The organism is Nocardia nova, from assembly GCF_002933465.1.
Lineage (GTDB): Bacteria > Actinomycetota > Actinomycetes > Mycobacteriales > Mycobacteriaceae > Nocardia > Nocardia nova_B.
On the sequence record NZ_PSZE01000016.1, the window covers coordinates 1 to 20,046 of the forward strand.

At 69.1% G+C, this 20,046-nt stretch carries 10 protein-coding genes and 1 pseudogene; all 11 read left to right on the forward strand.

Annotated features, from left to right (window positions below; translation table 11 throughout):
* On the forward strand, positions 1-3,042 hold a 3,042-nt coding region (locus C5E41_RS19315), incomplete at its 5' end, for a type I polyketide synthase (protein WP_104377219.1).
* A 56-nt stretch (positions 3,043-3,098) separates the two neighbouring features.
* A pseudogene (locus tag C5E41_RS19320) lies at positions 3,099-7,043 on the forward strand (type I polyketide synthase); the annotation flags it as partial.
* Positions 7,043-7,963 carry an LLM class flavin-dependent oxidoreductase gene (locus C5E41_RS19325; RefSeq protein WP_104377220.1) on the forward strand — a complete coding sequence of 307 codons (921 nt, stop codon included), beginning with the start codon at positions 7,043-7,045 and terminating at the stop codon, positions 7,961-7,963. The pseudogene C5E41_RS19320 and the gene C5E41_RS19325, both read left to right, overlap by 1 nt.
* 199 nt (positions 7,964-8,162) lie before the next feature.
* Entirely contained in the window at positions 8,163-9,050 is an 888-nt protein-coding gene (locus C5E41_RS19330) for an SDR family NAD(P)-dependent oxidoreductase (protein ID WP_104377221.1), read from the forward strand.
* 235 nt (positions 9,051-9,285) lie between these two features.
* Positions 9,286-10,755 (forward strand): ABC transporter substrate-binding protein, encoded by a 1,470-nt coding sequence (locus tag C5E41_RS19335; protein WP_219823195.1) that lies wholly within the window; start codon positions 9,286-9,288, stop codon positions 10,753-10,755.
* A 17-nt stretch (positions 10,756-10,772) separates the two neighbouring features.
* On the forward strand, positions 10,773-11,738 hold the full coding sequence (locus C5E41_RS19340) for an ABC transporter permease (protein WP_104377318.1): 966 nt from the start codon (positions 10,773-10,775) through the stop codon (positions 11,736-11,738).
* Positions 11,739-11,741: 3 nt separating this feature from the next.
* Positions 11,742-12,608 carry an ABC transporter permease gene (locus tag C5E41_RS19345; protein WP_104377222.1) on the forward strand — a complete coding sequence of 289 codons (867 nt, stop codon included), beginning with the start codon at positions 11,742-11,744 and terminating at the stop codon, positions 12,606-12,608.
* Positions 12,605-14,557 carry a dipeptide ABC transporter ATP-binding protein gene (locus C5E41_RS19350; protein ID WP_104377223.1) on the forward strand — a complete coding sequence of 651 codons (1,953 nt, stop codon included), beginning with the start codon at positions 12,605-12,607 and terminating at the stop codon, positions 14,555-14,557. The genes C5E41_RS19345 and C5E41_RS19350 overlap by 4 nt, the downstream gene beginning before the upstream one ends.
* Positions 14,558-14,574: 17 nt before the next feature.
* Positions 14,575-16,515 carry an FAD/NAD(P)-binding protein gene (locus C5E41_RS19355; RefSeq protein ID WP_104377224.1) on the forward strand — a complete coding sequence of 647 codons (1,941 nt, stop codon included), beginning with the start codon at positions 14,575-14,577 and terminating at the stop codon, positions 16,513-16,515.
* Entirely contained in the window at positions 16,512-16,883 is a 372-nt protein-coding gene (locus C5E41_RS19360) for a VOC family protein (RefSeq protein WP_104377225.1), read from the forward strand. Before C5E41_RS19355 ends, C5E41_RS19360 begins: the two co-directional genes overlap by 4 nt.
* Positions 16,884-17,186: 303 nt before the next feature.
* Positions 17,187-20,027 carry an AAA family ATPase gene (locus C5E41_RS19365; RefSeq protein ID WP_104377226.1) on the forward strand — a complete coding sequence of 947 codons (2,841 nt, stop codon included), beginning with the start codon at positions 17,187-17,189 and terminating at the stop codon, positions 20,025-20,027.
* Positions 20,028-20,046: the final 19 nt, after the last annotated feature.

The following is a 20,046-nucleotide window of genomic DNA, read 5'->3' on the forward strand; positions in this document are numbered from 1 at the left end:
GCGGATTTCGATGCGGGGTTGTTCGGTATGTCGCCGCGGGAGGCGTTGGCGACCGATCCGCAGCAGCGGCAGCTGCTGGAGGTGTCGTGGGAGGCGCTGGAGAACGCGGGTATCGATCCGTTGTCGTTGCGGGGCAGCAATACCGGCGTCTACACCGGCATCATGTACAACGACTACGCGACCAGACTCGAGACGGTCCCCGAGGATCTCGAGGCGTATCTGACCAACGGCAGCGCCGCCAGTGTGGCGTCGGGTCGGGTCGCGTACACGTTCGGTTTGGAGGGGCCGGCGGTGTCGGTGGATACCGCCTGCTCGTCGTCGCTGGTGTCGATTCATCTGGCGGTTTCGGCGCTGCGTAGTGGTGAATGCGATCTGGCTCTCGCCGGCGGCGTCACTCTGTTGTCGTCGCCCGCGAGCATCGTGGCGGCGGCCCGGCTGGGGGCGCTGTCGCCGGACGGGCGGTGCCGTTCGTTCGGGTCGGGGGCGAACGGCACCGGCTGGGCCGAGGGTGTGGGTGTCGTTGTGCTGCAACGGTTGTCGGACGCGCAGCAGGCGGGCCTCCCGATTCTGGCGGTGATCCGGTCCACCGCGATCAACCAGGACGGCGCGTCGAACGGTTTGACCGCGCCCAACGGCGCGGCGCAGCAGCGCGTGATCCGGCGCGCCCTCACGTCGGCCGATTTGGCACCGGGTGATGTCGACGCGGTCGAAGCGCACGGAACCGGCACCGCGCTGGGCGATCCGATCGAGGCGAACGCACTGCTCGAAACCTACGGACAACCCGGTCGCGAACACCCCCTCTACGTGGGCTCGCTCAAATCCAACATCGGCCACAGTCAAGCGGCCGCCGGTGTGGGTGGGGTGATCAAGATGGTGCAGGCGTTGCGGGCGGGTGTATTGCCGGTGTCCTTGCACGCGGATGTGCCGAGTGAGCATGTGGACTGGTCGGGCGGTGCGGTGCGGGTGTTGTCGGAGTCGGTCTTGTGGCCCGAGGTCGGCAGACCGCGGCGGGTGGGAGTGTCGGCGTTCGGGGTGAGTGGGACCAACGCGCATGTGATCCTCGAGCAGGCACCGGTTTCCGCGACCGGAGCAGTCGAACCCGCGACCGTGGGTACGACAGGCCCCAGTACCGACGAGTCCGCTCCGGCGACGGGCGTGGCGCCCGCGTCCGCCGCCTGGCTGGTGAGTGCGAATTCGGCTGCGGCACTGCGGCGGCAGGCGCGCCGCCTGGCCACCCATGTGCGTGCCCACCCCGGTATCGACGTCGCCGCGGCGGCGCGGACGTTGGCGACCGGCCGCGCCCGGCTCGGCCACCGCGCCGTCGTCATCGGCCGCACCGCGGGCGAATTCGCCGACCGCCTCGACGCTTTCGCCGACGAGCGGCCCGACGAGACCGTCGTCCACGGCCTCGCCGTGTCGCGGCAGCGCGTCGCCTTCGTCTATCCGGGCCACGGGTCCCAGTGGGCCGGGATGGCCACCGGCTTGCTGGATACCTCCCCGGTTTTCGCGGCCGCGGTCGCCCGATGCGCCGACGCCCTCTCCCTGCACCTCGATTGGGATGTGGCCGAACTGCTGCGCTCGGGTGCGGGCACCCTGGCCGGCCGATCGAAGGTCGAGGTCGATCAGCCCGCCCTGTGGACGGTGATGATGGGTCTGACGGCGCTGTGGGAATCGGCCGGGATCATCCCCGATGTAGTGATCGGCCACAGTCAGGGCGAGGTGGCCGCGGCCTGCGCCGCGGGCATCCTGAGCCTCGCGGAAGGCGCGCGCATCGTGGCTGTGCGCAGCACATTGCTCGCCCGCCTGGTCGGGCGCGGCGCGATGGCATCGCTCGCGCTGCCGCAGGAACGAGCCCGGGAGCTGCTGCGCGAGGTGAGCGGGGTCGATATCGCGACGGTGAACGGCACCGGGGCCGTGGTGGTCTCGGGCGATTCGGACGGTATCGACCGGCTGATCGCCACCTGCGCGGCCGATGGAATCCGGGCTCGCCGGCTCGACGCCGAATTGGCCGGCCACTCGCCGGTCGTCGACGCCGTGGCGCAGGATCTGCTCGCCGAACTCGGTGAGGTGCGACGGAAACCGGCGACGGTCCGGATGATCTCGACGGTGACCGGTGCGCCGGTGTCCGCCGACGAACTCGACGCCGGGTACTGGTACCGGAACTTGCGCGAAACCGTGCAGTTCCACACCGCCGCCGGAGTCGCGATCGACAGCGGGTGCGATGTTTTCGTCGAGGTGAGCCCGCATCCGGTGCTGACCGGCCCGCTGGCGACCACCATCGAGAACTCCGCCTCGCCGGATGGGCTGACCACCGCGACGCTGCGACGCGACGAGGGAGACCTGGCCCGATTCCTGCAGTCCGCGGCGGAGCTGGAGGTCGGCGGGGTGTCCGTGGACTGGTCGGCCTTGGTGACCGGCACGACACCGATTCCGTTGCCCACCTACGACTTCGAGCGACGCCGATACTGGCTCGACGGTACCGTCGCGCTGCCGGGGGTCACCTCGGTCACCGGGGACGACGACCGCTTCGGCGACGACGAAACCCGCGGCGCGGCCCTGGCGGAGCTGCCGGACGGACAGCGTCTGACCGCGGTGCGCGAATTGGTCGAGGCGGAGATACGGACGGTGCTGCGGCTGGAACCGGACGATGAACTCGTCGTCGAGTCGCCGCTCAAGGAATTGGGGTTCGAGTCGGTCTCGGCGGTGGATCTCACCAGACGGCTGAGCCGGGCGACCGGTCTGCGGCTCCCCACCACGCTGGCCTTCGAACATCCCAGCCCCGAGGCCATTGCCGCGCACATCTCCACGCTGCTCGGTGCGACTCGACGCGCGGATGTCGCGGACCTGGTCGACCGGCTCGCAGCGGCGCTGCGCGACGGCGTGGCCGACGACTCCGCCCTGCTGCGATTGCGGGCCGTCCTCGCCGATGCCGGGCCGTCCGGCGACATCGATCCCGGGGGCGACCTCGGCCAGGACATCGACCTCGACCAAGCCAGTGACGACGAACTGTTCGACATCGTCGACGTCGGGAGGAATTCGTGACCATCGCAACCCCGCCCCGCGCATCCGGCGATCAGCCCGGCACCTCGCGCGAAGCGAAACTGCGCGCCTACCTGAAAAAGGCGATCGCCGAGACTCAGGACCTGCGCGCCGAACTCCAGCGGCTGCGCTCCGCCGCGGTCGAGCCGATCGCGGTGGTGGGGATGGGCTGCCGGTATCCCGGCGGGGTCCGTTCGGCGGACGAGCTGTGGGATCTGGTCGCCGGTGGTATGGACGCGATCGGCCCGTGGCCGGCCGACCGCGGCTGGGATGCCGACGGGCTGTTCGACGAGGACCCCACGCGGGTGGGGGCGTCGTATGTGCGGTCGGGTGGATTCATTTCCGGTGTGGCGGATTTCGATGCGGGGTTGTTCGGTATGTCGCCGCGGGAGGCGTTGGCGACCGATCCGCAGCAGCGGCAGCTGCTGGAGGTGTCGTGGGAGGCGCTGGAGAACGCGGGTATCGATCCGTTGTCGTTGCGGGGCAGCAATACCGGCGTCTACACCGGCATCGTCGCCGACGATTACGGCGACGGTTACTGGTCCGCGATTCCGCCGGAATTGGAGGGGTATCTGGGTGTCGGCACGTCGGCGAGCGTGGCATCGGGGCGGGTGGCGTACACGTTCGGTTTGGAGGGGCCGGCGGTGTCGGTGGATACCGCTTGCTCCTCGTCGCTGGTGTCGATACACCTGGCCGTCACGGCACTGCGCACAGGTGAATGCGATCTGGCTCTGGCCGGCGGGGTGACCCTGCTGACCTCACCTGCCGGATTCATCGAGTTCTCCCGGCAGCGAGGGTTGTCGCCGGATGGGCGGTGCCGTTCGTTCGGGGCCGGGGCGAACGGCACCGGCTGGGCCGAGGGCGTGGGAGTGGTTGTGCTGCAACGGCTGTCGGATGCGCAGCGATCGGGGCGTGAAGTACTGGCCGTGATTCGCTCCACCGCGATCAACCAGGACGGCGCTTCCAACGGACTGACCGCGCCCAACGGCGCCGCGCAGCAGCGGGTGATACGCCGGGCGCTGACGGCCGCGGGATTGGACGCGGCCGAGATCGACGCGGTCGAGGCGCACGGAACCGGCACTACGTTGGGCGATCCGATCGAAGCGAACGCGCTGATCCAGACCTATGGGCGGGCCGAGCGCCGCCATCCGCTGTATATCGGGTCCCTCAAATCGAATATTGGCCACACCGCGGCCGCGGCGGGTGTCGGTGGGGTGATCAAGATGGTCGGTGCGTTGCGGGCGGGTGTGATGCCGGCGTCGTTGCACGCGGCTGTGCCGAGCGAGCATGTGGATTGGCCGGCGGATGCGGTGCGGGTGTTGTCGGAGTCGGTGGCGTGGCCGGATACGGGCCGCCCGCGCCGGGTGGGGGTGTCGGCGTTCGGGGTGAGTGGGACGAATGCGCACCTGATCCTGGAGCAAGCACCGGTAGTCGAGACCGGGACGATCGCGACCGGTGGTGACAGCGATGCGGCGGCCCGCACCGGAACGACGGCCTGGTTGCTGTCCGCCCACACGGATGCGGCATTGCGGCGTCAGGCGCGCGACCTCGCCGACCATGTACGCCGTCATCCGCGGGCCGATCCGGCGGATATCGCCCGCGGTCTCCTCACCGGCCGAGCGCGCCTGGCGCACCGAGCGACGGTGATCGGCTCCGGCGCAGCCGAATTCGCCGATCGGCTGACGAGCTTGGCCGAAGGCGCGCCAGCTCCCACCGCGGTGTCCGGCAGGGTGCGACGCGGCGGTGTCGTCGGCTATCTGTTCACCGGTCAGGGCAGCCAGCGGCCCGGAATGGGAGCTGCGCTCGCGCGACGCTTTCCCGTGTTCTCGGAAACCTACGAGCAGATCCTCGCCGTGCTGGATGATCGGCTGCGCGGGCGGATCGATGGTTCGCTGGCCGCCCTCGTCCGGGACGCGCACGATCCGGTGGCCTCGGCACGGACCGTCATCGCGCAGCCCGCACTGTTCGCGTTCGAGGTCGCGTTGTTCCGCCTGCTCGAATCCTGGGGTGCGGTACCGGATTACGTCTGCGGTCACTCGATCGGCGAGATCTCCGCCGCGCACGTATCCGGAATGCTCACCCTCGAGGCCGCGGCCGGACTCGTGGCCGAGCGTGCTGCCCGCATGCAGGAACTCCCGTCGGCCGGTGCGATGCTCGCGGTGGAAATGTCTGTGGCGGAGCTGGATTCGGCCGCGCCCGGGTGGCACGACGTGGTCGATCTCGCCGCGGTCAACGGGCCCACGGCGATCGTGGTATCCGGGTCGGCCGATGGCATCGAGAAGGTGCGCGACACCGTGCTGGCGCACGGGCGCCGAGTGCGAAGGCTCGAGGTCAGCCACGCCTTCCATTCCCGGTGCATGGATCCCATGCTCGACGGGTTCGGAAAGGCCATAGCCGCACTGCCTTTCGGCCAGCCGTCGATTCCACTGGTGTCCACGGTGAGCGCCACGGTCGTCCCCGCCGACGCGATCGCCACCCCCGAGTACTGGGTGCGCCAGGTCCGGCAGCCGGTGCTGTTCCACGAGGCCGTGCGCGAGCTGGTCCGGCTCGGTGTCACCGACCTGGTGGAAATCGGTCCCGACGCGCATCTCACACCCTCCGCGATCGCCACCGTGTCCGCCACGGACAGCACGGGCCCCACCGTGACGGCCACCGCACGCCGGGACCGCTCCGAGGTCGATACGGTGCTGGCCACCGCCGCCCGCTTGGAGTTGGCGGGCGCCGAGATCGACTGGGGCAGGATCGCCGGACCCGGCCCGGCGGCGGTGGGCCTACCCACCTATCCGTTCGAGCGGGAAACTTACTGGCTGCCACCGGGGCCCGCCCTCGTGGGGGTGCGTGGACAGGCCGCCGTGCCCGCGCTGCCGGTCGCGGCCGCACCCGAGCCCGATCCGCAGCCGCTGTCCGACGCCGATCTGCTCGAACTGGTCCGCCGGGCTACCGCCGGAGTGCTCGGACTCCCCGATGTGAGCCGGGTCCGGGCAGAGGTGCCGTTCGCCGAGCTGGGCATGACCTCGCTCGCCGCTGTCGAGTTGACCGAGCAACTGCGGGCACACCTGGGATTCGCGCTCGCGGCGAGCGCGCCGATCGAATATCCCACGCCGGCGGCGCTGGCCGACCACCTGCGGGCGAACAGCACCGACGCGGCGCACCCGGCCGGTGACGGTTCGCTGCCCGCGCTGTATCTCGAACTCAACCGGGCGGGGGAGATCGCGGCCGCCGCGGCCTTGATCACCGCGGCATCGCACACCCGGCCCCGATTCGGACTTGGCGATATCCGCACCGCCACACCGCCTCCGGTCCGGCTCGCCGCCGGCGATGGCGCACCGCCGGTCATCTGCTTCCCGGCGCTGACCGCGATGTCGGGCCCGCACGAATTCGCCGGATTCGCCCGGGCTTTCGGCGATCGCCATCCGGTCTACGCCATGGAAGCCCCGGGGTTTCGCGCCGATTCGGCGGTGCCGGAGGATCTGCGCACCTATTTGCACGCGCAGCTGACGACGATTCTCGACACGGTCGGTGATCGGGACTTCTTCCTGGTCGGCCGGTCTCTGGGCGGCTGTGTCGCGCACGCGGTGGCCGCCGAACTGGTCGCCGCCCAGCGGCCGCCGCGCGGGGTGGCGCTGATCGACACCTACCCGATCGACACCCCGGCCCGGACGGGCAAACAGTGGTGGATGCCCGCACTCATCGACGGTATGGTGCGGCGCATCGACGATCTGGCGCTCGAGCTGTCGGCGCATCGGCTCACGACGATGGGTGCCTATCTTCGGCTCACCGCTGAGCTGGCCGACCAGCCGATTCCGGTGCCCACACTGTTGGTGCGCGCCCGAGATCCCTTGCCGGGGATGCCTGGAGAGGATGCGGATTGGCAGGCGGACTGGCCGCACGCCGACCACACCGCCGATGTCGCGGGCGATCACTATTCGGTGCTGGAGGAGGGTTCCGCCGGGACCGCCGGCGCGGTCGCCGGGTGGATCAGCACGCTGGATGGTGGGCGCTGATGGCGATACCTGCCGTCGTCCTGCTGCGGGCCGGTGGCTGGCATCCCGGATCGGTAGTGGGGCGTGACTATTCGGCGCGGCGATGGGCCGACGATGTGGTCGCCCGGGCCGAGGCGTTGCAGCGCGCGGCGTACCCGCCGCACTATCTCGGTATCGACACCATCGCCCATGCGCACGACGGACGCGGCAGCTGGCAGCTGGTTGCGGTCGACGCGTTGTCGATCGCGCGACGGCTGCGGACCGCCCGCCCGCGCAGCACCCTGGTGCCCACGGTGACCGTCGCCGATCTCGAGGACACTTCGCTCGAGATTCCCGGCATCGGGGGTGGGCTGGATCTGCAGGTCCGGGTGACGAACCGCTTCGTGGGCTCGGAGCCGATGCCGGAACCCACACCACCCGATATCGACCTGACCGACCCGGAGATCCTGCGTGGCATGGATATCCGTTTCACCGCTGCGGCGCGGACACTCGCCTTGGTGCGCGCGCGGTGGGCACCGCACGGGCATGCCCCCAGACTGTGGGCACTGGCGCACATGACGATTCCGTACCGGCTCGCGGCCGAGGCCTGCGACGATGTGGCGCTCACGCCCCGGACACCCGAGCAGTCCCGAGCCATCCTGGCGGAGGTCCGTGCCCTGGAGTCCGAACGCAGCCGCCCGCTACGGAAATTCGCCGATGTGACGGTATGCGTCGACGACGCCCCCGGCGCGGCGGCGCGTCGAATGGCCGAACTCGACCGCCTTGCAGGGACGCCGCTGCGGTCCGATGCGGCGGTGGTGGTCGGCACCGGCGCGGATCTGGTGGCGCAGTGCGAGCAATGGCTGGCCGCGGGCTTCGACGGAATCAGATTCCGGCCGTGCGGCGAGGCCGATCTGCACTGCCTGGCCGACACGGTGCTGCCGCGCCTCACCCGAGGTTGACGCCACATAAGACGCCGAACCCGGTTGTCCCGCAAGCACTTCGAAACCATGCGCGGCAGTGGACGGAATGCCCGTTCGACTACACTCGTCGGCACCCGCGGTCAAGTGCGATGCACCCCTATTTCCGGGCCGTGGCACCGGCATTTCCTCGCACTGCTTAGGGGTGATATGCGCGCGACGCGGTTGTTAGCGTCCGAACATGAGCGAAAACCCAACTCCCGCAGCGAAAACGGTCGTGATCACCGGCACATCCTCCGGTGTCGGCCTCGCGGCCGCGGTCGCCGCCGCCCAGGCCGGATTCACCGTAGTCGCCACCGCGCGCGACCTCGATCGCACCGACGCCCTGCGCGAGGCTGCCGCCGCGGCCGGCGTGGAGCTCGACATCCGCCGCCTCGACGTCACCGAACCGGACAGCATCGAGGAGACGATCTCCGGAGTGCTCGACACCTACGGCCGGCTGGACGCGGTGGTGAACAATGCCGGAGTCGGCAGCATCGGCACGCTGGAATTGCTGAGCCTGGAACAGATCCGGGCCGGTATGGAGGTCAACTTCTTCGGTGTGCTCGCGGTGAGCCGGGCCGCACTGCCGCATCTGCGCGCGGCCGGTGGGCGTCTGGTCACCGTGGGTAGCGCCTACGGCGCGGTCGGCCAGCCGTTCAACGAGGCGTACTGCGCCGGTAAGGCCGCGACCGAAACGTATCTGGAGGCATTGGCGGCCGTGGCGGCGGAGGTGGGGGTGACGGTGTCGGTCGTGCAGCCGGGCCCGATCGCCTCCTCGTTCGGCGACAACATGCCCATCGATCGGGTGGCGTTGCGCGCGGCCGCCGACGCCGGGCCGTACAAGGTCGCCTACGCGAACTATCTGGCCTACCTGCCCGGCATGATCGCCGACGCGGTCCAGACCTCGGCGGAGGTCGCCGAGTACGTGCTGTACGCGCTGACCGACCCCGCGCCGCCCTTCCGCATCCAAACCTCGGAGTTCTCCAGGAATTTCGTGGCCGACAAACTCGCCGACATCGATGGTTCGGCAGTGCAGGCGATCACCCGGCAGTGGCTGGGATCGGCGAATACGGGTGTCAACCCCTAGCTTTCACGCGATCCGGACGGCATTTCTGGGGTAACTGGTGAACAATTTGATTGTTAATGTCCGATATGTGCGTCCGATTTCGCCGTTGCGGCTGGTGATCCTTTCCATTGTTTGTGTCCTCTCCGTTGCCGGATGTGCCGGGTCCGGTACTATCGGAACGGCGCCGTCCGAGCCGGTTTCCGGAGGTACTCTGACCTTCGGAATCAACGATGCGCCAGGGTGTTTCGATATTCATGTGACGTCGGCCGATATCGCGGCGGAAATCCAGCGCAATGTCGTCGACTCGTTGGTCTCGGAAGATTCCGATCACAAATTTCACCCCTGGCTCGCGACGGCGTGGACCGTCGCCGATGATTTGCGTAGCTACACCTTCACGCTGCGTAAGGACGTGACGTTCACCGATGGCACTTTTTTCACCGCCGCTGCTGTGAAAGCGAATTTCGATCACATCGTGGCGCCGGCCACGAAATCGCAATACGCCAAGAATCTACTCGGCCCCTACACCGGAACCGATGTCGTCGACGATTACACCGTCCGGATCAATTTCTCGGCGCCGTTCGCACCGTTCCTGCAGGCGGCGAGTACGCCGTTTCTGGGGTTCTACTCACCGCAGACCCTCGCTACCGCCGCGGACAAGTTGTGCGCGGGCGGGCCGGTCGACGTCGGCTCGGGGCCGTTCGTCTTCACCGAATACACCAAGGGACAGAGCGCGGTGATGACCCGCAATCCGAACTACCGGTGGGGTCCGGAAGGGGCCGCGCATCAGGGCCCGGCCTATCTCGACTCGCTGGTCTTCCGGATCCTGCCCGAGGACGCCACCCGGGTCGGCGCGCTGACCAGCGGCCAGGTCGATATCGCCAAGGCGATCCCGCCGATCCAGGTGCGCACCGTGGAGGCGGCGTCGAATCTGACGGTGAGCCGGGTGGATCAGCCGGGCCTGCCCTATGGTGTCCACCTCAACACCGCCGCGGCGCCACTGGATGACCAGCGGGTTCGAGCGGCGATCCAGCAGGGCATCGACGTGGCACAGGATGTGCAGACCGTCTACTTCGGCCAGTACAAGCGTGCCTGGGGACCGTTGTCGCCCACCACCGCGGCCTACGAGCCGGGTGTGGAGAATTCCTGGCATTACGATCCGCAGGCCGCCGGGCGGCTGCTCGACGAAGCGGGCTGGACCGGCCGCGACAGCGCGGGCTTCCGCACCAAGAACGGGCAGCGGCTCAGCCTGTTCTGGCCGGCGCTGCCCGAATCGAGCACCCGCGATCAGCGCAATCTCCTGGACCAGGCCGTCCAAGCGGATCTGGCGAAAATCGGTGTGGAGGTCCAACATCCACATCTCACCGCGGGCGAATACAACGCCAGGGTCGCCGATGGCCGGTTCCAGCTGTTCTCGGTGAGCTGGGCGCGGTCGGAAGCCGATCTGCTGCGGCTGTTCTTTCACAGCGCGAATATCCCGCCCGCCGGGCAGAACGTCTCCCATCTGAAGGATCCGCAGATCGACGAGTGGACCGGCACCGGTGCGGCCACCACCGACCGACACGGCCGCGATCGCCTCTACGGCGACACCCAGCGGCGAGTACTGCAGACCGGTGCGATGGTGCCGCTCTACGTCCTGGCCGCGATCGACGGGGCATCGCAACGGGTGCACGGGCAGAAATTCGACCCCAACGGCTGGCTGCAGTTCTACGACGCCTGGAAGGCCTGACCGTGCAAGTACTGAGCATGCCCGACGTTGTCGTCGGGGGCACCGCCATCCGGGTGGCGACGGCCGTCAGCAAGCGTGTGCTGGCCGCCGTCGCGGTGGTCTTCGGCGCCGCCACCCTGGGCTTCCTCGCCCTACAGCTGTTGCCGGGCGATCCGGTGGACTGGCTGCTCGGCCCGAATCTGACCGCCTCACCCGGACTGCGGGCGCAGGTGCGAGCCGACTACGGCTTCGACCGGCCGGTGCTTGAGCAGTACCTGTCGTACCTGAATATGGTGCTGCACGGACAGCTCGGGACTTCCTACCAGTTGCAGCAGCCGGTGACCACGCTGATCGCACATCAGCTCGCGCCGACCGCGGAACTGGCCGTTACGGCACTGGTATTGGCGCTCGCGCTCGCGATCGCCTCCGCCGTCGCGACCGCCGGCCGGCGGCCCCGGCTGCGCGCGGGAGTGTCCACCGCGGAACTCGTCGTCACCTCCGCGCCGCAGTACTGGGTGGGAATCCTGCTGCTGACGGTGTTTTCGTTCGAGCTGCGGGTGTTCCCGGTCGCCGGTGCGCAGACTCCGGCGGCGCTTGTACTGCCCGCGATCACGCTCGCACTGTCCATCGCCGGCGTGCTGTCGCAGGTGCTGCGCGAAGGGCTGGAGGCGGCGCTGACCCAGCCGTTCGTCGTCACAGCGCGGGCACGCGGCGCGAGCCTGTCGGCGGTCCGGCTGCGACATGCCCTGCGGCACGCGGCCGCACCGCTGCTCACTCTCACCGGCTGGCTGACCGGAACGCTGCTCGGCGGCGTCGTTCCGGTGGAGACGGTCTTCGGCCGCCCAGGGATCGGATCGCTTGTGCTGCAGGCGGTTACCACCCGTGACATGCCGGTGGTCATGGGCGTCATCCTGCTGTCGGCCGTGGTGTTCGTGGTGATCTCCACCCTCGTCGATCTGCTGCAGCTCGCTCTCGATCCGCGTATCCGCACGAACGGAGACTGACCGTTGACCGCTCCTGATATCGCCGTGCCGGAAACGGCCGCGGCGCTCGAGACCCGGCTCCGGATTCCCCGGCCCGCAGTCGTCACGGCCGCGGCGGTACTGGCCCTCGTGGTCGTGGTGGCTGTCGCGCCCGGCCTGTTCACCGACTTCTCACCGACCGCGACCGATATGAAGGAGGCGCTGGCCGCGCCGTCCGCCGCGCATTGGTTCGGCACCGACCAATTGGGCCGCGACGTCTTCACCCGGGTGCTCTACGGCACCCGGCCCGCGATCCTGCTCGCGGTGCTGGCCACCGCGCTGGCCGTGGTGATCGGCACCGTGGCCGGGTTGCTCGCGGCACTCGGCGGCAGGTTCGCCGATCAGGTGCTCATGCGCGGTGCGGATGTGCTGCTGGCCCTGCCGCCGCTGCTGCTCGCGCTGCTGGTCATCGCGGCGCTGGGACCGGGTACCGGCAATGTCGCGGTGGCCGTGGCGATCGCGTTCCTGCCGCTGTACGCACGACTGGTGCGCTCGGAGGCACTGCTGGTTCGCCGATCCGGCTATGTGGAATCCGCGACCGGGCTGGGCATTCCGCGGCCGGTGGTGATCGTCCGGCACGTCGTGCCCAATGCGCTGGGCCCGCTGCTGGTGATGGCGCCGCTCGGTTTCGGGACCTCGATGCTGTACTCGTCGGCGCTGAGTTTCCTGGGGCTGGGCCTGCAGCCGCCGACTCCGGAGTGGGGCGCGATGCTGTCGGAGGGCAAGAGCATCCTGGCCGCCGCGTGGTGGGTCGGTGTCTTCCCCGGAATCGCGGTGACCTGCACGGTGATCGCGGTCAATGTGGTGGGACGGGCACTGCGCACCCGCTTCACCGGGCGAGGTGTGGCATGAGAGTCGCGAGGAGCCGCGATACGACCGAGCCGCAATTGATCGTCGAAGGACTCGATGTCGCCTTCGGGTCGGGCCCGGGCCGGATCCATGCGGTGCGGGATGTGTCGTTCGAAGTGCACGCGGGGGAATGTCTTGCCATCATCGGTGAATCCGGTTCCGGTAAGAGTGTCACCGCTCGGACGCTGATGGGACTGACCGGCGACGACGCGAGCGTCACCGCGCGGCGGCTCGACTTCTCCGGCACCGATCTGCTGGCCGTCGACGAGTCCGGCTGGCGCAGACTGCGCGGCCGGCGCATCGCGCTGGTGCTGCAGGACGCGATGGTCGCACTGGATCCGTTGCGCCGCACCGGCGCCGAGATCGCGGAAACGCTGCGCATTCACACCGCGACCCCGCGCCGCTCCATCGACGACACGGTACTGTCGCTGCTCACCGACGTGGGTGTGCCCGAACCCGAGCGCCGCGCCCGCCAGTATCCGCATGAGCTCTCCGGCGGACTGCGCCAGCGTGCGCTGATCGCCTCGGCCGTCGCCGCGGGCCCCGATCTGCTGCTCGCCGACGAGCCGACCACCGCTCTGGACGCCACCGTCGCGGCGCAGGTGCTGGATCTGCTGCGCGAGCTGCGCGCGGGCGGGATGTCGATCCTGCTGATCAGTCACGACCTGACCGTGGTGTCCCGGCTCGCGGACCGGGTCGCGGTGATGTTCGGCGGCCGCATCGTGGAATACGGTTCCGCTCAACGCATTCTGCGCGACCCGCGGCATCCCTACACGCGCGCGCTGCTGGCGGCGGTACCCACCGGTGACAGCCGGGGCACCCGCCTGTCGGTGAGCCGGAGTAGCGGCCCACCGGAGGGGCCGGGCGGCCACCTGCGAGCCGGTGACGGCGGTGGCCTGCCGGACAATGGCGGGAGCGATCATCTCGCTCCGGCCCGGCTCGATGCCGCGTCGCGATCCGGCTGCCCGTACGCCGCCCGCTGCCCGCATGCCGACGAGCACTGCGTACGCGAATTGCCCGCCCTCACGTCCGCGCCCGGCGCCCCTGACGTCCGGTGCTGGCATCCCGACGCCGTGGCCGTCGCACCGTTGCGCATCCCGTCGGCCGTGCCCGCCACAAATTCGGATCTCGCCACCGGCCGCGCCCTGCTCGAGGTCGACTCGATCGGCAAGTCCTACCGCGGTCCGGGCGGGGTTCGCCACCACGCGGTGCGCGAGGTGTCCTTCCGGCTCCGGTCGGGGGAGGTGCTCGGTGTGGTCGGTGAATCCGGTTCGGGCAAGACCACGACGGGACGGATCGTGCTGGGACTTACCACGCCCGACACCGGCAGTGTCCGCTTCGACGGACTGCCCTGGAGCGAGCTGCGCGAACACCGTCGCCGCCCGCATCGCCATCGGATCCAGGCGATCTACCAGGATGCGCTGGGCTCCTTCGATCCTCGGCTCACCGTGGCCGGCATCCTCGGCGCCGCCATCGCGCGCGGTGGCGTACCCCGCGGTGCGGCTCGCCGTACCCGGGCCCTCGAACTTCTCGATCAGGTCGGGCTGGCGGCGAATGTGCTCGACCGCCGCCCGCGTGAGCTGTCCGGCGGTCAGCGGCAGCGAGTGGGTATCGCCCGCGCGCTGGCACCGCGACCGGAGATCCTGGTTTGCGACGAACCGGTGTCGGCGCTGGACGTCTCGGTCCAGGCGCAGATTCTCGACCTGCTCACCGCCCTGCAGCACGAGCTCGGCGTCGCCATGCTGTTCATCTCCCATGATCTGGGCGTCATCCACCACCTCAGCGACCGGATTCTGGTGATGAAAGACGGCCGGATCGTGGAGGACGGCGAGGCGACCCGGGTCTTCACCCATCCCCGAGACCCGTACACCAAGCAGCTGCTCGCCGCGACCGCGGTGCGTTCGGACGCCCGCCAGGTATCCGATCGGCCGGTGGCTCCGGTGCCGGGCTGATCCAGCGGAGTCCCCGTATGAATGAACCCGCCGCGCCGGCGGCCGTCGCCATCGTGGGCGCCGGTCCCAAGGGCCTCGGCGTCCTGGAACGAATCTGCGCCGGCGCGCCGGAGCTGCTCGGCGACCGGCGGCTCGTGGTCCATCTGATCGATCCGTATCCCCCCGGGCCCGGCCGCGTGTGGCGCCACGACCAGTCGCCGCTGCTGTTGATGAATTCCAAGGCCGCCGACGTCACCATGTTCACCGACGACAGCGTGCAGTGCGAGGGGCCGCCGGTACCGGGACCCACACTGGCCGAATGGATTCAGCAGGTGCGCGACGGCACGCTGACCGCCGAAATCGATCCGGGTCTGCGCGACGAACTACACCGCGCCACGCCTGCCACTTTTCACACTCGTCGTATGCAGAGTGCCTATCTGTCGTGGTGTTATCGGCGGATCCTCGACACGAGAACGGATTCGGTCGAGGTGAGTGTGCACACCACCGAGGCCGTCGACCTCACCGAATCCGGCGACGGCGATCAACTGGTGTGGCTGCGCGACGAACGGCAGCCGGTGCGGGTCGACGCGGTGGTGCTGACCGTCGGCCACCTCGACGGCGAAACCGACGCGGCCGGACGATCACTCGCCGATTTCGCGCGCCGGCACCACCGCAAGTACTTTCCCCCCGGCTATACCGCCGATACCGACTTGTCGCCGATCGAGCCCGGGGAATCGGTGCTGGTACGCGGATTCGGGCTCGCGTTCATCGATATGCTGACGCTGCTGACCGAAGGACGCGGCGGCAGGTACGAGACCGGTGCGGGGGATGAACTCGTCTATCGGCCCTCCGGCGCCGAGCCCATCCTGTTCATCGGGAGCCGCCGCGGTGTCCCGTACCGGCCCAAGCCCGCTTACGGATTGCTCGGTGCCGCAGCGGAATTGCCGCGCTTCTTCGGCCCGGCCGAGATCGCCGCCCTGGCGGCGCGTCCCGCACCGATCCGGTTCCGCCTGGATCTGTGGCCGCTGATCGCGAAGGAACTCGGCTGGGGCTACTACACCGAATTGTTCACCGCCCACCCCGAGCGGGTGCGGATGGAGTTCACGGAATTCGCCGAGCGCTACAGCGAACTAGACTGGGACACAGCGGAAATGCGCACGCTGGTCACCAAGGCGGTTCCCGCCGCCGAGGACCGGTTCGATCCGATCGAACTGGACCGTCCCCTGGCCGCGGTGACCGCCACGGATTCGCACGAGATGGCCGCCCGGGTGCGCGACCATATCGTGCAGGTACTCGACCGTGGTGGTGATTCGACGTTCAGCGCGGACCTGGGCGCGGTCACCGCGATGCTCTCCGTGTTCCGGCAACTGCCGGCCGCCGTCGCCACCGGAAAGCTCGACCCGGCATCGCAACTGTTCGATGTGGACGGCTGGTGGTTCGGCTTCTTCAGCTATATAGGCAGCGGGCCGCCCCGGGCGCGGCTCGAGGAATTGCTTGCCCTGGAACGCGCCGGGATCGTCTCGTTCGTAGGTCCCGAGATGTGGGTGGCGACCGACGAGGAGCGCGGCCTGTTCCTGGGTGGTAGCCGAAAAGCGCCCGGCACGGTCGCGTCGACGACGCTCGTCGACGCCCGGCTGCCGTCACCGGATGTGAGCCGCACGACCAACCCCATCGTGCGGGCCCTGCACGATCGCGGCCGCCTGGGCGCGGAGCGACTGGTCGGTGAATCGTCGATCCACAGCACCGGCCGCATCCACACCTCCGGTATCGACGGACAGCTCTTCGATGCCGACGGCGTCGCGCACCCGCGGCGTTTCGCGCTCGGACCGCACACCAGTCTGCGCATCGCGGGCGCGTTCAGCAGACCGCGCACCAACGCGCTCGGCTTCCGCGAAAACGACAGTGTCGCAAGACAGGTGCTGCGGTTGGTCGGTGCCGACCGGCCGCGGCGGCAGCCACGACCTCAGGAGATTCCATGACCCGCAAGACCTATGCTCGTGTCCTGACCAACGATGTGAACGGCACCGTCGAGGTGCTGCGCGAACTCGTCGGCCGCGCGCCCGACTTCCAGGTCACCTTCGGCCGCTTCGATATCGCGCTCATCGGCGACTTCTGTGTGGTGGCCGGAACCGACGAGGCGCTGGCCCGGTATCGCGGCACGGTCGGGCCGGTGATCGTCGCGGACCTCGATGCGACGCTGACTCTGCTAGAGCGGGCCGGCGGCGAGGTGACCGTGCCGCCGTTCGAGGGGCCGGCCGGTCGTGGCTTCCTGATCCGCCATCCCGACGGAGTCGAATTCGAGTATGTCCAGTTCCGCCCGGACCTGGCCCAGCAGGTGTTCGGCTGAGATTTCGACGGCGCCTTTTCTGCTCAGTGTGAACGGAATCGCGAAAACAGAAAAAGACCCTGTATTCCGGTTAAGAGCCGACCGCGGCCCCGCTACGGTGGCCTGCGCACGGTCCGATGGTCGGTTACGATAGCAGCACGGTAATGCTTCGATTCGGCCGACCGCAATTCACACAGCCGAACAGAACGACACGGTGCCGCATTTCGGAATATCGTGCGCTATTCGGTCTGAACGGTACGGGGCTGCCCCGAGGTCCCGTAACGCGGTGCCTCAGGGCGGAACGACGAGGTTCTTCGATCCCCGGTGCGTGGTCGCCAAGAGCGAGATGAGGGCGCCCCGTTGTTTGTCGAACGTCGATCACAGCTTGTAACTCTGGAGCGAATCTATCGCCAATGTATTGCCGGCAAGGGTGGTATATCACTGATCACCGGTCCCGTCGGGAGCGGTAAGACGGAATTGCTGGAAGTATTCGCCGAACAGGTGTCCGGCCAGGGCGCGATAATTCTCGAAGCCGTTGGTTCGCCGCGTGAGTGCGATCAGGCATTCGGGATTCTGCAGCAGTTGTTCGCGAGCCTGCGTGACCTCGCCGATCACGGGCGCGCCCGGGAGTTGCTGTCCGACAGCGCCGCCCGGCTGAGCGGCCGTGACCGGGACACGCAGTTCCTACCCAACCATGCGAACCAGGAACTGTGGGCGATCGTGCGGCGATTGTCGGCCCAGGCGCCGGTCGCCATCATCGTCGACGACCTTCAGTACGCCGATCTGGCCTCGCTGCAGTCGCTGGTCTATTTCAGTGGCCGCCTGCGTTCCGCCCGGGTCGTGATCATCGGGACTCGCTCCGATCTCCCGTCGTTCGCCGGTGACCAGCGCGCGGTGCTGATCACCGAATTACTCCGCCGTCCCCGGTTTCACCTGCTGCGCACCGGCCCACTGTCGGTCGAGGGCGTCCGCGAAATGCTGGCCGAGCGAATCGGCGTGCCGGTGGGCTCGGCTCTGGCGCAGTCCTGGTATCGCCTCACCGGTGGCAGCCCGTTTCTGCTGCGCGCCCTCACCGAGGACAACGGTTCGGCCGGATTGGCTCTGGCGCAACGGCTTTCGGAACCCATCGCCGGTGACGAGTTCGCCAAGGCCGCGCTGGTGTGCGCGCATCGCGGCAGCCGCCGGTTCCTCGAGGCGGCTCGCTGCCTGGCGGTGCTGGCCGAATCGGAGTCCTTCGCCCTTCTGCCGCAGTTGATCGGCGAGGACGAGGCCACGGCCGCGGCGATCGTGCCCGCGCTCACCGACGCGGGCATTCTGGACGGGGAAAGGTACCGGCACCCGGCGGCACAGGCCGCGGTTCTCGGCGAACTGTCCGCCGCCGAGCGTGCCGAACTGCATCGCCGCGTTGCCGGTCTGCTGTACGAGGACGACCGCCGGCCCGATCGGATCGCGGTCCATCTGGTCGCGGCCGGCTGCGTTCGCGAACCCTGGGCGCTCGAGATCCTGCTCGCGTCTGCGCGGGAGGCGCTGCAGCGCGACGATCCCGAGTGCGCCGGCAAATGCCTGCGCACCGCCGAGCCCATGGTGACGACCGCGGAAGAGCAAGTGGCACTGGCGATTCTGCGCATTCACGTGGAATCACGCAGCAATCCGGACGCCATCACCGAATCCGTGGCGACCGTCCTGGACGCGGTGCGTGCCGGCCGGGTGTCCGTCGATCAGATGATCGGGTTGCTGAATCCGTTGCTGTGGCAGGGGCGCGCGGGTGCGGCGACCACGATCCTCGCGCACATCGAACAGACCGACGCCGCGCTGGACGATCGCTGCTCCGCCGATCTCGCCTCGATCCGGACGTGGATGCGGTCCACCCATCCAGGTCTGCTGGCCGGGGCCGCCCGGCTGGGCGAACCCTCGGGTGGCGCGCGAGTGCGCATCGTCGCCAACCGGTCCGTGCGCGGTCCGGGGCTGCTGGCGGAGGTACTCGAGATCGGTCCCGACGAGCACACCGTTGCGACCGCGGAGTGGTTGTTGCAGACCACTCGGCTGTCGATCTCCTCGTTGCCGTCGATCGTGTCGGCGCTGCTGGCTCTGGCGCACGCCGATCGCGTCGATCTCGCGGAGCGGTGGTGCGAATCGCTGCTGCGAGAATCGGTGGCGCAGGATGCGGTGACCTGGCAGGCGATCCTGACCACCACGCGTGCCGAGATCGCCATCCGGCGCGGCGATATGGTGACGGCCCGGCGCGATGGGCTGGCGGCTCTGGATCTGATATCTCGGCAGGCATGGGGGGTGGCGCTCGGCACCGTCGTCTCGCGGGTGCTGATCGCGGCAACGGCGCTGGGGGACTGGCAGACCGCCGGCGATTGCCTGATTCAGCTGCCCGCCGCGGTCTTCGACACCCGTTACGGCGTGCAGTTCCTCTACGCCCGGGGCCGCCGGCTGCTGGCGGGCGATCGGCTGCAGGCGGCGCTGGACGATTTGTCGACCTGTGGCCGGCTGATGGGCGAATGGGGAATCGACCAGCCCACCTTCCTGCCGTGGCGGGCCGATGCGGTGGCGGTGCTGCTGCGTCTGGGGCGTGAGCGCCACGCCGCCGAATTGGCCGCCGAACAACTCGGCCGCACGAGTGCGAGCCAGCCCCGGGCGTACGGGATCGCGCTGCGTACCGTCGCGGCGACCGAACGAGACGCCGGGACCCGCCGCGATCTCCTGGTGCGAGCCATCGAGGCCCTGGAGAACGCGCCGGATCGGATGGAGTTGGCCGCCGCCCTCGCCGATCTGAGCGAGGTCCAGGTGCGGCTGGGAGAGCCCCGCCGAGCGCGGCAGACGGCACAGCGTGCGACCCGGCTGGCGGAGGAACTATCCCTGGAGCCGTTACTGCAACGGCTCGATATCGGCCGCAGGCCGATCGAATCGGTATTTCCCGTGTCACCGTCGAGCCGGGCCGAGAGTGACAGCGACGTTCTGAGCGCTGCCGAACGTCGAGTTGTGACGCTGGCCGCCGGTGGTCGCACCAACCGGGAGATCGCGGCCGAGCTGTACATCACGGTCAGTACGGTGGAACAACATCTGACCCGGGTCTACCGGAAGTTGCGGGTGAAGGGCCGCGGCGACCTGGCGGCCTACCTGCACGGTGGCGGGCTCACCCAGCGCGGCGCCGCGTGAAACTCCGGTGCTCCCCTCC